General features: G+C 64.6%; 15 protein-coding genes and 1 pseudogene. 3 read left to right on the plus strand and 13 right to left on the minus strand.

Translation table 11 applies throughout. The features are described 5' to 3' along the window. Positions 1-282 precede the first annotated feature (282 nt). The 8 genes and pseudogenes from FJ425_RS20795 to FJ425_RS20830 form a co-directional block, all read right to left on the minus strand. Positions 283-636: a hypothetical protein gene (locus FJ425_RS20795; RefSeq protein WP_246673643.1), complete on the minus strand. Its 354-nt coding sequence runs from the start codon at positions 634-636 to the stop codon at positions 283-285. A gap of 112 nt (positions 637-748) precedes the next feature. After that, positions 749-949 (minus strand): hypothetical protein, encoded by a 201-nt coding sequence (locus FJ425_RS31605; protein ID WP_181165093.1) that lies wholly within the window; start codon positions 947-949, stop codon positions 749-751. A 150-nt stretch (positions 950-1,099) separates the two neighbouring features. After that, positions 1,100-2,119 carry an isopenicillin N synthase family oxygenase gene (locus FJ425_RS20805; RefSeq protein ID WP_140637069.1) on the minus strand — a complete coding sequence of 340 codons (1,020 nt, stop codon included), beginning with the start codon at positions 2,117-2,119 and terminating at the stop codon, positions 1,100-1,102. Between the two features lie 210 nt (positions 2,120-2,329). Then, a pseudogene (locus FJ425_RS20810) lies at positions 2,330-2,798 on the minus strand (methionine ABC transporter permease); the annotation flags it as partial. An 80-nt stretch (positions 2,799-2,878) separates the two neighbouring features. Next, positions 2,879-3,676, minus strand: a complete 798-nt coding sequence (locus FJ425_RS20815; protein WP_140637071.1) for an amino acid racemase — start codon at positions 3,674-3,676, stop codon at positions 2,879-2,881. After that, positions 3,673-5,037, minus strand: coding sequence for a cation:dicarboxylase symporter family transporter (locus FJ425_RS20820; protein ID WP_140637073.1), 1,365 nt, complete (start codon positions 5,035-5,037; stop codon positions 3,673-3,675). Before FJ425_RS20820 ends, FJ425_RS20815 begins: the two co-directional genes overlap by 4 nt. A gap of 2 nt (positions 5,038-5,039) precedes the next feature. After that, positions 5,040-5,876 carry a transporter substrate-binding domain-containing protein gene (locus FJ425_RS20825; RefSeq protein ID WP_181165090.1) on the minus strand — a complete coding sequence of 279 codons (837 nt, stop codon included), beginning with the start codon at positions 5,874-5,876 and terminating at the stop codon, positions 5,040-5,042. Positions 5,877-6,080: 204 nt separating this feature from the next. Then, positions 6,081-6,770, minus strand: coding sequence for an SDR family NAD(P)-dependent oxidoreductase (locus tag FJ425_RS20830; RefSeq protein WP_140637075.1), 690 nt, complete (start codon positions 6,768-6,770; stop codon positions 6,081-6,083). A 227-nt stretch (positions 6,771-6,997) separates the two neighbouring features. Here FJ425_RS20830 and FJ425_RS20835 point away from each other — a divergent pair, with 227 nt between their 5' ends. Further along, the gene (locus FJ425_RS20835; RefSeq protein WP_140637077.1) at positions 6,998-8,113 is read left to right on the plus strand and encodes an anhydro-N-acetylmuramic acid kinase; all 1,116 of its coding nucleotides are present in this window, start codon (positions 6,998-7,000) and stop codon (positions 8,111-8,113) included. Here the strand turns inward: FJ425_RS20835 and FJ425_RS20840 are convergent, their stop codons facing one another. Further along, the gene (locus FJ425_RS20840; protein ID WP_140637079.1) at positions 8,114-8,539 is read right to left on the minus strand and encodes a GNAT family N-acetyltransferase; all 426 of its coding nucleotides are present in this window, start codon (positions 8,537-8,539) and stop codon (positions 8,114-8,116) included. It abuts the gene before it with no gap. Between the two features lie 95 nt (positions 8,540-8,634). Next, positions 8,635-9,819, minus strand: coding sequence for an MFS transporter (locus FJ425_RS20845; protein WP_140725801.1), 1,185 nt, complete (start codon positions 9,817-9,819; stop codon positions 8,635-8,637). A 48-nt stretch (positions 9,820-9,867) separates the two neighbouring features. Between FJ425_RS20845 and FJ425_RS20850 the strand changes: the two genes are divergently transcribed. Beyond that, positions 9,868-10,407 (plus strand): Lrp/AsnC family transcriptional regulator, encoded by a 540-nt coding sequence (locus FJ425_RS20850; protein ID WP_140637082.1) that lies wholly within the window; start codon positions 9,868-9,870, stop codon positions 10,405-10,407. On the opposite strand, the gene FJ425_RS20855 is transcribed toward FJ425_RS20850, so the two are convergent. Next, positions 10,404-10,904 (minus strand): hypothetical protein, encoded by a 501-nt coding sequence (locus FJ425_RS20855; protein ID WP_140637084.1) that lies wholly within the window; start codon positions 10,902-10,904, stop codon positions 10,404-10,406. The genes FJ425_RS20850 and FJ425_RS20855 overlap by 4 nt on opposite strands. Positions 10,905-10,916: 12 nt before the next feature. Next, positions 10,917-11,747, minus strand: a complete 831-nt coding sequence (locus tag FJ425_RS20860; RefSeq protein WP_140637086.1) for a class I SAM-dependent methyltransferase — start codon at positions 11,745-11,747, stop codon at positions 10,917-10,919. Between the two features lie 85 nt (positions 11,748-11,832). On the opposite strand from FJ425_RS20860, the gene FJ425_RS20865 reads away from it, so the two are divergent. Beyond that, on the plus strand, positions 11,833-12,747 hold the full coding sequence (locus FJ425_RS20865) for a LysR family transcriptional regulator (protein ID WP_140637088.1): 915 nt from the start codon (positions 11,833-11,835) through the stop codon (positions 12,745-12,747). A 125-nt stretch (positions 12,748-12,872) separates the two neighbouring features. On the opposite strand, the gene FJ425_RS20870 is transcribed toward FJ425_RS20865, so the two are convergent. Further along, positions 12,873-13,208, minus strand: a complete 336-nt coding sequence (locus FJ425_RS20870) for a hypothetical protein (RefSeq protein ID WP_140637090.1) — start codon at positions 13,206-13,208, stop codon at positions 12,873-12,875. Positions 13,209-13,230 lie beyond the last annotated feature (22 nt).

Consider the following 13,230-nt stretch of genomic DNA (forward strand, 5'->3'; position numbering starts at 1 on the left):
TTCGCTCCTTGCTCCGCCATAGAATGACGAGGTTGGGGCGGCTTCAACCAATCTCCGGCGTTTGCGCTGATTTCACGCAAATGAACGGAAATCTTGCACCAAGACAAACCAACCTTTCAAAATCCCTGTGTCGGGAAACTAGTTCGACGCCGATTCTAGTCACTGCATCACACTGAACCGCGTCAGCCCCTTCGGCAGGAACAGCATCGCCAGCATGATCGGCCCCGAAACCCTTCAGCATTGCGGACATTCCGGGTTCGACGTCTATGCGGCTGATGCCTTTCACACTATAGAGCGCAGAAGGGCCTGCATGTGTTCTGGCAGGTCGAGCTCGCCGCGCGCCTCGATCTCCAAAAGGTATCGGGCCTTGGCCAGGCGGTCGCCTTCTTTGACCGCCCGATAGGCGCAAATGGCCAGCAGCGTCCTCTCCTCCTCTCGGCCGGCCTCGATGTGGTCGCGGCTATGGCTGCCCCTTTTGTGGACGGCCTTGCCGAACGCTGCGTACGCTGCCTTGTGCGCCTCAATCAGGGCGAACAGATCATTGGATGGTTGCCGGTCACGCCTCGGCGCCCTTGTGCTGTGACCGTTTGCTGCGACGGTCGAGGCGACGACCGCGCAGCCGGAGTGAAAGAGCAAGGCGCGGCGACTGATCCTGGACGTGGCGAACTCTCCTCTTCACTTGACGGCAGGCCCGAGCGGATGCCGTGAACATCACCAACACCGTAACACAACGGTTCGCGTATTCATGTCAGGATGGATAGCGAGGAAACCGCGCTTGAGGCTCGAGCGCGAAATATTCGAGCAGGCGGCGGCTGACCGGACCGGAGCCGGTGAACGGGTCGACATCCAAATGCAGGCCGAGCGCCTCGCCGGTCTGATCGGTGGATTCCCGACGCAGATAAGAAAAAGGCCGGGCGCGAAAGCGGCCCGGCCAAAGTATGAAGGTCATAACCTTCAGAGGGGAACATCGCCCGGCGCAATGGGAGGAAAACACCGAGCGATGGTTCCTATGTGGGCCTGGAGCGGCAGATTTTCCACGAACGGAATTCCAAAAAAGACGAGAAACGCGAAAAAATCTCGCTCAAATCCGACGAAATCGTCAGCCGATGGCCGCTGCTTTTTCCAGAAGGTCGGCATAGTGACGCCGCGCCACGTCGGGATGCGACCGCAGGCGGCTTTTCAGTACATTGGTTCCGACGTTGCGGAAGAGCGGATTGTCGGGATCGCTGGCCGGGCCGCGCGCTTCGGCAGCGAGTTCCTCCGGCAGGTCGAGCAGCGGGATGGTGGCATCGAGCCGGGCGCTGAAGAAGAATGGCACCGAAATGCGTTCGACGCCAGCCGGCGGCGTGACGACGCGATGCACGGTCGCCCTGAGATAGCCGTTCGAGGCGAGCTCCAGCAACTCGCCGATGTTGACGACGAGCGTTCGCGGGATCGGGTCGACATCGACCCAGCTGCCGTCATATTCGACCTGCAGGCCCTTGTTCTCATCCTGCAGCAGAAGCGTGAGAAAGCCGCCATCCTTATGCGCGCCGACGCCCTGGTCGTCGCCGGTGGCGTGGCGGCCAGGATAGCGCACGATCTTCATGCGGTGGTTCGGCTCACCGCGATAGATCGGATCGAAAGCATCCTCCGGCTGGTCGAGCGACAGCGCGAAGGCTTTCAGCAGCCGGATCGCCACGTCGGTCGCCTTGGCCTGCCAGGCAAGCAGCGCGGGCTTCAGGTCGGGAAGCGCGGCCGGCCACTGGTTCGGACCCTGCAGCCGCGTCCAGGCCGGCACGCCCGGCCCTTGCGCAATCGTCGTGCGTTCGACGCCGATGTCGAGCTGCTCGCGCCAGTCGGCCTTGCCTTTGGTCAGCTCGCCGCCGGCGCGCGTATAGCCACGGAACTGCGGCGACTTGACCATCTCGATGTCGAGCTTGTCGGCCTCCGGCAAGGCGAAGAAGCGACGCGCGGCGTCGAGCACTGCATCGATCTCCGGCTGCGTGATGCCGTGGCCGCTCAGATAGAAGAAGCCGACATCGCGAGCGGCGGTACGCAGATCGAACAGAAATGTCCGCAGTTCCGATGCGCCCTGCTCCAGGCGGTCGAGATCGAGCACCGGAATTATTCTGGGCATGGACAGGCTCCTCTTGGCGGTAACTCTTTTTTTCGCAATCCCGGACGGAAAACCCTGGAATTGTGACTGCGATCCCTTCGCACGATGACATCAGCATCATTGCCGGTGAAGAAACGCACCGCCCAATCTCATTGCAAACGGAGCAAGCCGGCGCTCAATTCCCAGCTTTTGCGGCAAATTGCGTTCGCGCCGGCATCCCTGCCCGACGGGTCAGCGATGATCCAGCCGCGCAACCAGCCGGTCGCCGATCCACTGGATGCCGCACACCAGAACGATGAGAACGACGACCACGGCGACCATGACGCTGGTCTCGAAGCGCTGATAGCCGTAGCGGATGGCCAGATCGCCGAGACCGCCGGCGCCAGCCATGGCCGAGGCGCCGACCAGCGTCACCAGCGTCACGGTAAAGCCGGCGACGATGCCCGGCAGCGCTTCCGGCACCAGCGCCTCGCGGATGATCGCCCATCGGTTGCCGCCCATGGCGCGCCGCCTCAATCAGCCCGTGATCGACCTCGCACAGCGACACTTCGGCGATGCGGGCGTAGTAGGGCGTGGCGACGATCGACAGCCGCACGATCGCCGCCCAGGTGTCGATCGAGGTGCCGACGATCAGCCGCGTCACCGGAATCAATGCCACCAGCAGGATGATGAAAGGCACCGAACGGAAGCCGTTGATGATGGGAAATATTCTCTCAAAGATTTGATGACTTGGAGCACACCCGGCGAGCGGATGTTCGATACGGCAAAGGCGGGCAGCGCCTATGAAGCGCGCCGGGCAAGACGCAAAGGCAATCGGTCGCCTCCCGGCAGCGACGAGACGGTCGGCAAGCCGCGCGCCTCCTGCGTGGCAAAGCCCAATCGGGTCAGGCAGGCCCGTGCCAGGGCCGCATTGCTGTCGATGACCACTAATCCGGCCGGATCGTTGAGGTTGGCGGCCACCACGGACAGTTCGGTGCAGCCGAGAAGCGCTGCATCGGCACCGGCCATTTGCGCGAGATCGAGCGCGCGCTCGGTCTCAGCCGCGGCTTCCGCAATCGAACCGGCCTTGACGAGCATGATTGCGCTGTCGACGCGCTCCTGAAATTCGGCGTCCTGCGCAAGGCAGAGGTCGAATCCCGCCGACGATATCCTGTCCTGATAAAAGCCGGAGACCAGCGTGCCCCGGGTTGCGAGGTTCGCGACCTTGCCCCGGTCCAGGCTGCGGCGGATCTCCGCCACGACCGCGTCGGCGATGTGGATGATCTCGGCTGGCGAGTTCGCCGCCAGCCTGTCGTACCAATGATGTGCGGTGTTGCAGGGCATGGCGATACAGGCAACGCCGAGCGCGTTGAGCGTCGCGACCGCAGCTTGCAGCGACGCCAGCGGCCCGTCATGGCCGGCCAAGATCGCTTCGGTTCGGTCGGGCAGTTGCGGCACGCTGAGGATGACGGAAGGCACATGCTCGTTGTCGCGCAGCGCCCCGGTCATCCGGGTCAGCTTGAAGTAAAAGTCGGCCGATGCGAGCGGCCCGAGACCGCCGATGATGCCGAGCTGCGGACGGATCCCGTCGTCGATCATCGGGCGGGCTCGGCTTCGAGCTCTTGCGCGACGGTTTCAGCGGCCTGCGCCGCTTCCCGATGGCTGGGCGCGATCATTGCCGTGCTTGCGGCCACGGTGGAGACGCTGGACAGCGTCATCAGCGTGTCCACGGCCGCGTCCACCGCGACGAACAGGACGAACGCCGCCTCGAAGGGAAGCTTCAGATAGCCACAGACAATGGACATCTGCGACAGGATGAGCAGGCTGCCCATGCCGCCTGTCGTCAGCGCCAGAAGCGCGGAGACGACACCGACAAGCAAGAGGTCCGGGATCGCCAGCGGATGGCCGTAGAGCTGGGCGATGAACAGGACGCCCGAGGTGTAGACCAGCGCCGGGCCGGTCCGCAGCAGCGCCGCCTGCAGGGGCACGAGCAGCTCGACGACCACCAGGTTGAATCTCAGGCGCTCCGTCAAAAGGTTGATGACCCAGGGCAGCGAGGCGACCGTGGAGCGCGTTGTGATGGCCACCATCAGAAGCGGCTGAAGGGTCTTGATCGTGGCCCAATAGCTTCGCCGCGAGCGTATGGCGATGACGGCAAACGCGCCGGCGAGGAATGTCACGCAGGAAAGGCCCATCACCAGCAGGTAGCCACCCATCAGCATCAGCGGCTTGATGCCGGTCGACGCGGTCTGGTCGGCGATCAGGATGAAGGTCGCGAAGGGCAATCCCCAGACGAACCAGTTGGTCAGCACGGTGCAGGCCTTGTACACCGCGTTGAGCGCCTGTGAGAGGCTGAGCGACGAGGGCTGGGGAATCCTGCCCATCGCGAGCCCGAAAAGCAGGCAGAACAACAGGACCTGGATGGTCTGGCCCGAGGCCAGCGCGTTGAAGACGTTGTTCGGCACCAGATCCAGGAAGATCGAATGAGCGCTGCTCGGATCGCCGGTGGGCGGTGGCGGCTGGAAGGGGAAGGCGAGATCGGTGGAGACGCTGCCTTGCGAATTGATGAACTCGCCGAGCTCGATGCGCGACTGCGGGTTCTCGATCTGGCCGGGCTTGAGGATCAGCGAATAGGTGCCGCTGACCAGCACGGCGAGGAACGACACGACAAGAACGGCTATGCCCACCTTGCCGAGGTAGCGGACCGATTTCGGGTCCTGGACCATGGCGGTGATGGAGAAGATCACCGACGAGACCAGGTAGGGCAGGACGACCATCTTGAGGAAATTCAAGTAGACCTGCGCGACAGGGCTGATCGCATGGGCGAAGGCCGGGTAATAGAGGCCGCACAGGATCCCGGCCAGGATCATGATGATCGTCGTCGCCGGCGAGCGCAGGATGCGCTTTGCCGCCAGGCGCCAATCGAAAGGCATGGCTGCGGCTACATCCGAGACGGCCATTGTCAGGCTTTGCTCCCGTGGCGATAACGCGCGATGATCTCGTCGGTGTTGAGGACCTGCTGGCCTCGTGCGAGATCGAGATAGAGATCGACGAAGGCCGCCAGATGCGGATTGTCCGGACTGATGCCGACGGCGATCGTATCGACCTTGTCGGTCAGCGTGATCGAGCGCGCGACCACCGTCATCGACGGATCGTCCACCATCAGCTTCTTGATCTCGAAATCGTCGCGATAGGCGAGGTCGATCGTGCCGTTGCGGATCGCATCGATAACGGTATTCCAGCCGGCGAAGCGCTGGATCGTCGCGTGCGGAAACGTGGCGGCCGCGTAGGTGGCGAAGGACGAGCCTTCGATCACGCCGAGATCGCCGGAGAAATCACGGATGATCTGTTCAGCCGGCTTGCCCTGCGTGATGCGCGCCAGGTTGACGCGGTTCGCCAGCAGCCCCTGGTGCAGCATGGCGTAAGGCCGCGAATAGAGGATCGAGCGGCCGCGCCGGAGGGTGCGGCTCAGCTTGCCGATCGCCAGGTCCGCCTGGCCGGACGTCAGCTGCTGCACCATGGCGTCGAAGGTCCCGGCTGATCGGTCGAACACCGGTTCGACGCCGAGTTCCGCGGCTATGCCACGCGCCAGGTCCATATCGATGCCGCTATCCCCAGAGCCGTCGGCCGGGAAGAAGGGATCGGAAGCGAAGGCCGGCATGGCGATGCGTAGCTTGTTGTCGCTGACGATAGGCTTGGGAACGTCTTGCGCCTGGGCCGGCGTGGCCAAGGCTTGCGCCTGCGCGAGCAGCAGCCCTCCGCCTCCGGCTGCAAACAGCGTGCGACGTGTAAGCGGCATGCGCATTTCTCTATCGTGCAGGAGAGCCGGACAACAATTCTGACCGATGCGCAGTATGCACGCCGAAGTTAAGTAAAGGTATCTTTTGTTTTGCGCTTTTTTACATTGCAGACCGCTAAAATGGCATCAGGATACATGCAGATTTTCTAAAGTAAACGAGGTCCGCGGCGAGGCGTGTTGTCGCGCGGTTCGTGCGATGGATCGTCAGAACGTCTCGACCCAAGGCCTCAGCTCGACCTCGAAGCTCCAGGCGCTGCGATGCTGGCGATGGACGGCGAGATAGGTCTCGGCGATCGCATCGGGGGAGAGGCGACGATCCGGCCGGTCGGACTCGGGCGCCTGTCCGGCCGGCTCGATCTGGCCGTCGATGATGAAATGCGCGACGTGGATGTTCTTCGGACCGAGCTCGCGTGCCATCGATTGCGCCAGCCCGCGCAGGCCGAATTTCGGCATGGCGAAACCGGCGGAACCGGAGAACCCTTTCAGGCTTGCGCTGGCGCCGGTGAACAGGATCGAGCCGGAACCACGTGCAAGAAGCCGGCGCGCCGCCTGCTGGCCGACAAGGAAGCCGCCATAGGCACCGACGAGCAGGGCTTGCTTGACCGCTTGCGCGTCGAGCTCGGCGATTGGCCCGCGCGTGCGGCCGCTGGCATTGAAGACGGCAATTTCGAGGGGACCTGCCTTGTCGACCGCCTCGAAGAGCCGCTCCACGGAGGCTGCGTCCGATACGTCTGTTTCGACGGCCTGCGCACCGGTTTCCTTGGCCAGCGCGGCCAGTTTGTCGACGTTGCGGGCGGCAAGGACGATACGGAAATCCTCCTTGGCGAGAAGCCGCGCCAGCGAGGCGCTCAATCCGGAACCGGCGCCCGCGATCACTGCGACGTTGGCTGCCATGGCGTTTCCTCCTTGAGATAATCCATCCGGGCAGTCGCCCGGCCGATGGCCTTGTTCGCAGCCTCGCGCCTTCTTCGCCGAGAGGCAAGAACGGCGTTGCTCCGTTTTTCGCCATTCTATGCAAAAAGCCGTCGGTCTATGCGCCGGCCTGCTCGGGTGTAGCGAGACACTTGCCTGCCGGGCCGATCCGTCCGACACGTGAATGAAGGGCGATTCGAGGAACGACCATGGAACCAATCTGGGCCGTCGGTCTGATGACCGGCACGGTGCTCGACGGCAATATCGACGTGGCGCTGATCAAGACCGATGGCGAGCGCATCGCCGACGCCGGCACCTACACGCTGGCCCCCTACCCGCAGTCGATCCGCAGCTTGCTCGAAGAGACGCTGCGCCAAGCGCGCGCCTGGAATTTCGAAGGGCCGGAGCCGGCGATTTTTCGCGAGGCCGAGGAGGCGCTGACGCGCGCGCAATCGGCGGCGGTCAGGGATCTGGTCGAGAGCCAGGGCATGCGCATGGCCGATATCGGCGTCGTCGGCTTCCACGGCCAGACCGTGCTGCATCGCGCTCCGCAGCCGGGCAAGATCGGGAAGACTCGCCAGCTCGGCGACGGCGAGCTGATGGCCTCGCTGATCGGCACCAGGGTCGCCTATGATTTCCGCTCGGCCGATGTCGCGGCCGGCGGGCAAGGCGCGCCTTTGGCTGCAGCCTATCATGCCGCGTTGCTCAAAGAGGCGGACGCCAGCGGCGACACCGCCGTCCTCAATCTCGGCGGCGTTGGCAACATCACCTGGTGGGACGGCAAGGACGTAATCGTCGCTTTCGACACCGGGCCGGCCAATGCGCCGGTCAACGATTTTATCAAGTCGAAAGGCCTCGGCGAGATGGACCGTGACGGCAGGCTGGCCGCCGGCGGCAAGGTCGATGAGGAACGGCTCGCCAGGCTCTTGCAGCATCCGTACCTGACGAAGCCCTATCCGAAATCGCTCGACCGCTTCGACTTCACCGCGGCGATGGCCGAGGGGCTGAACGCCGAGGACGGCGCTGCGACGCTGACCGCCTTCACCGTCTCCGCCGTCGGCAAGGCGCTCGACCTATTGCCGCGCCGGCCGAAGCGGCTCGCGGTCAGCGGCGGCGGCCGTCACAATCCCACGATGATGGCGATGCTCGAAAGCCGCGCCGGCGTCGAGGTGGTGCAGGCCGAGACGCTCGGATGGAAGGGCGATGCCGTCGAGGCGGAATGTTTCGCTTTCCTCGCCGTGCGCGTGCTGCGCGGCCTGCCGATCAGCTTTCCGAGCACCACCGGCGCGCCCGAGCCGCTGCGCGGCGGAAAACTGGCGGGCTGATCAGGACGACAGTTTCTTCTGCAGGAAGGTGCGGCTGCGGCCGGCCGGGAAATCAGGCAGCTCGCCGAACGGCTTGTAGCCCTGGCGCCGATACACCTTTTCGGCGATCGGATTGAAAGTGTCGATCCAGGCGCCGTGGCAGCCGCGCGCGGCAGCCTCCCGTTCGGCCGCGTCGAGCATGCCGGCGGCAACGCCTTTTCCGCGCAGTTTTTCGTCGACCCACAGCCACTGCACATAGAGCCAGCCCCAGGCGGTGTAGCCAGAAATACCGGCAACGAGGGCGCCGGTTTCCTCGCGCACGAATACGGCCAGCGACTTTCGGCCTGACGCTCCGACATCGGCATCGTTGAAAGCGGTGAGGCTTCCGCCCAGGAAAGCGAGGTCCTGCGGCGAGGGCTCGGCGGTGATCTCGAGGCTCGTCTTCATCGGCTGCGACTCCGGTTCGCAAGCCAGCCTTAGAGCAATTCCAGGAAAAGTGCGAAACAGTATTCTGGCCGCAAGCGAAGACTGCGGCAGGCCTGTTACCGAGGACCGACTGACCGCCAAGCCGCCGCGCCCGTCGCCACCAGCATCAGTGCCGCCGCGATCAGCGCGCAGTTGGCGAAGCCCAGGCCTGTGTAGAGCGGGCCGAAGCCTGCCGTGCCGACGGTGACGGCGAGATAGGTGACCGTGCTGTTCAAACCCATGATGGTGCCGCGGCGCGCCGGGTCGAGCGCGGTGAGGCGCATGACCAGCACGTTCAGCCCGAAATGATTGGCAAGGCCCCAGGCGGCGATCGTCGCGATCAGCAGGCCGAAGCCGCCGCTTGCCAGGGCAATCGCGACATAGACGGCGGCGACCAGCAGATAGGCAAAGGGCATGACAAGGCGCGCGCCGAGGCGATCGATGACGCCATCGAGCAGAGCGGCCGCGCCGAAACCGAGGCCGTAGGCGACCGCCGCCAGGCCATTGGCGCTGACCGGCTCGCCGAGGGCTTCGTGGAGATGATCGCCGAGATAGCCGTAGACGCCGTAGAAGGCGGTCATGAAGGCGCCGCAGGCAATGAGCAGCGGCAGGATGCCGGGAACGGCGAGCGCGCCAAGCGGCGACGGCGCGGGGCCGCCTTTCCTGATATCGTGCAGCGAGCTCATCGCCAGACCGGCAACGGCCGCCCCTGCGAGCATTGCAACGGCCGCGAAGACGGCACGCCAATGGATGAGATCGGCAATCACCGCCGACAGCGAGACGCCGGCGACCATGGAAAGCGTCCAGCCGGTCAGCACGACGCCGATGGTGCCGCTCTCGCGGCCGGGCGGCGCGATCGCGGCCGAGCTGGCATAGATCGCCGGCATGGCGATACCGGCGGCGATGCCGGCAACGAGCTGGGCGGCCACCAGCATCGCCACTGTCGGCGCCAAGGCGCTGGCGACCAGCGCGATGGCCAGCAGCAGCAATGCGCCCTGAAGCATGCGGCGCGCGCCGATCCGGTCGATGTAGCGGGCAAGGAAGAGCGCGCTGGCCGATGTGCCGAGGCCGAAGGCGGCGGCGGCCGTCATTACCGCCGGCACGCTTGCGCCGAATGACGCCGCGACGGCGGGCGCGATCGGTCCCAGAACCAGCGAATTGGAGCCGATGACGGCGATGCAGCCGGTCAGCAGATAGGCGGCTGCAGGGATTGGCGCGCGGGGCGCCTCAGTCATAATTGCTGATTGATTGCTGTTCGACATATCATCATAATGGCCGAATTAAATTCCGCATCAATGGAGAATTTCCATATGGACACAGAAACAGATGACATTCAGCGGAACAAGCATCCGACCCGCGAGGTCGACCCGATCGACCGAAAGATATTAGGCGTCCTGATCGAGGACGCGACCATCAGCTATGCCGAGCTCGGCGAGCGCGTCGGCCTGTCGGCGCCGGCGGCGCATGAGCGGGTCAAGCGGCTGAAGCGCAGCGGCGCCATCCGCGCCACATCGGCGATCATCGATCCGAGGGCGGTGAAGAAGCCGCTGCTTGCCTTCGTGCATATCGACACAAGGGGCTGGGGCAAGACGCCGGAGCTGATGGCGGTCTCCAAATATCCGGAGGTCGAGGAGATCCACACGGTCGCCGGCGACACCTGCATGCTGCTCAAGGTGCGCACCGAGGACACGCGCGCGCTGGAGGGCCTGCTGGCCCGTCTCTACGACACGCCCGGCGTGACCTCGACGCGCAGCTATGTCGTGCTCTCGACCTATCTCGAGCGCCCGGTGCAGCCCGAGATCACGAGCGAATGGCCGGCGCCGAAGCATATGGCGACACCCATGTATTAGGTCGCCGCCAGCTGGCGCGTGGAACGCGCCAGCAGATAGAACGCCGCGACATGCGTGATCATCAGCAGCGGCACGTAGAGGATCGGGATCGCGTAAGCCGCGCCCAACTGTCCGGCCTGCCCCGGAAGGTCGAGCACGGCGCCGTGATAGTAGTCGACGACAATGTCCACCACGCCTACGACGTTAAAGGCCACGACCAGCGGCCAGAAGATCACGGGCCTCGACACCGCGAATAGCGCCAGCATGGCGAGCAAGCCGGTGGCGAAGTCGCCATAGGCGGCGAAGCTTGCGAAGGCAGGAGCAAGGTCGGGGCCGACGACGCCCGGGATGAGGAAGACGAGGCCGAAGAAGCGGAAGCTGTGCAGCGTTGCGATGGCGCGTTGCGCCGCCATCGGCTCCATCGACCTCAGCCTTGGCCAGATATAGGCGGCGAAGCAAAGCAGCCACGGCACGTAACCGAGCACGAGATGGATGTTGAAGATCATCGCAGGTGACATCTTCGCTCCCTATCAAGCCTTGACCGGAACAGCCTCGAACACTGCCGTCAGAATGCCCAGCCGTCCCTCCATGAGATTGCGCCCGAGATTGGTGGCGAAGTCGGCGAAACCCTGCCCCATGACGACGCCGAGATTGAGCGAAGGCGGCGGGCCGGAGGCACGGAGCTCGGCGAACCAGGCCTTGGCGGCAGCCGTGTCGTCGCGACGGACGAGCGTGCCGAAGCCAGCGGCTTCGATCGCCTCGCAGGTCGCTTCGGCCGTCAGCAGGAAGCTTTCGCCCGGCGTCTTCGCCCAAGGCACTGGATAGTGCGGATCGCCGCCATTCAGCACGACGTCGAATGTCGCGAATTTTCCGCCCGGCTTCAAAACGCGCCTGATCTCGCGGTAGAGCAGCGGCCGGTCGGCGATGTTCATCGCCACATGTTGCAAAAGCGCGGCATCGAAGCGGCCATCCTCGACGGGAAGCGACAAAGCGCTGCCGGTTTCGAACGACACTTTGGCGTCTTGGCCGGTGCGCGTGGTCAGGTAACGCGCGGCCTCGACGAAGGGTTCGCTGAGATCGACGCCGGTCACCGCGCAGCCATAGGTCTCGGCAAGAAACCTGGCCGGCCCGCCGACGCCCGATCCGACGTCGAGCACGGACATGTCGGCGGTGATGGCGGCGAGGCTGGCGAGTTCCGCAGTCGCGGCCAGCCCGCGGGTATGGAACTGGTCCAGGGTCGCCAGCTGTTCGGACTTCAGCCGCTGTTGCTCAGGCCCAAACACCGCCAGTGCGTTCTTCAATCGATCGGTCAAGCCGGTCGCGCGATAGTGATCGCGCACGCGATCGAGTTCATCGGTCATTGCCATTTCCCTTCAGGCTTCCAACGTCATGGATGAAATAACGCCGCTTTCCGCGAACCACTATCCACGATAATGTCGATGGGTCATGAAGCAGAACTTCACAGTCAGGCACGGAGCGCTCGACGGCGTCGAAGCATTCCTGAGCGTCGCAAGGCATCGCAATTTCCGTAAGGCGGCGGCCGAGCTCGCCGTCACCCCGTCAGCGATCAGCCAGGCGATACGAACGCTCGAGGCGCGCATCGGCGCCGCGCTGTTCATCCGCACGACGCGCAGCGTCGGCCTCACCGAAGCCGGCGAGCGCTTCTTCGCGCGCGCCCGGCCCGCCTTCGAGGAACTGATCGCCGCGAGCGAGATCGCGCGCGGGATGGGCCAGCGGCCGGCGGGGCTCTTGCGCCTCTCGGTACCGCCGGCCGTGGTGCCGATGCTGCTGGAGCCGATGGTCGCCTCCTTCTGCCAAGCCTATCCTGAGATCGAGCTGGAGATCGTCGCCAGCGGCGAGCTCGCCGATCTCGCCGCTGAAGGATTCGACGCCGGCATCCGGATGGGCGACTTGATCGCGCCCGACATGGTCGCGGTCCGCCTGACGCCCTCCTTTCCGATGGCGGTCGTCGGCAGCTCGGATTATCTGCGCCGGCGCGGGGCGCCCGAGCGCATCGAGGACCTGCGCGACCATGCCTGCTTGCGCCTGCGCCGCTCGAATGGTTCGGTCGCGCCCTGGTCCTTCGTCGACGGCAACAAGGCCGTCGAGGCAATCGTGTCGGGACCGCTCATCGCGCACGATTATCCGTCGCTGCTCGGCGCGGCGATCCAGGGTGTCGGGCTGGCGCAGGTGCCAGGCCCGATCGCCGAAGCGCCGATCGCCGACGGGCGACTCCAGGCACTGCTCGGCCGTTTCGCGATGACCACGCCGGGCGTTTTCCTCTATTATCCGGAAAGGCATCAGGTTCTGCCCAAACTGCGCGCCTTCATCGACCACATCAGGCAAACCGAGCGGCGTTGACGCCGCCCCGAAGCGATCAGGCCGGCGACGGTCAAGCTGACGCTTCGAAAGCCCGTGAAGGCAGTTGAGCCAAGCGACAAGTCGCTCGACCGCAGCCGAGCAGCGATGCTGCGCGGGGACACGACCTACTCCCTCGCGTGCCAGGCAAGGAATCTGCGTATCTCCTCCCGCTTGTCTTCGGACAAACCGGCAAGCAGGTTCTCGTCCAAGTACCCTTCCCGTATGAGAACGGCGAAACCGAGGATAAGCTGTGAATAGCGATAGTCGAACATGTGGTCGATCTCTCGCCGCTGCTGCCGCAGATAGTCTTCGACCTCCCACATGTCGGCCGGCGTCGTCGCATCGCTGGCCTTCTTTTTGAATTCGGCCATTGTCTTGCCGAGCGCCGCATCCAGCGCTGCATCGAAAGCGGCGCGAGCGACTTTCTTCTCGGACGGAGACCACTTTAGACCGAAGCTCATGAAACACCTCCTTGCGGCCTCA

The sequence above is a fragment of the Mesorhizobium sp. B2-7-2 genome (genome assembly GCF_006440775.1).
Classification (GTDB): Bacteria; Pseudomonadota; Alphaproteobacteria; order Rhizobiales; family Rhizobiaceae; genus Mesorhizobium.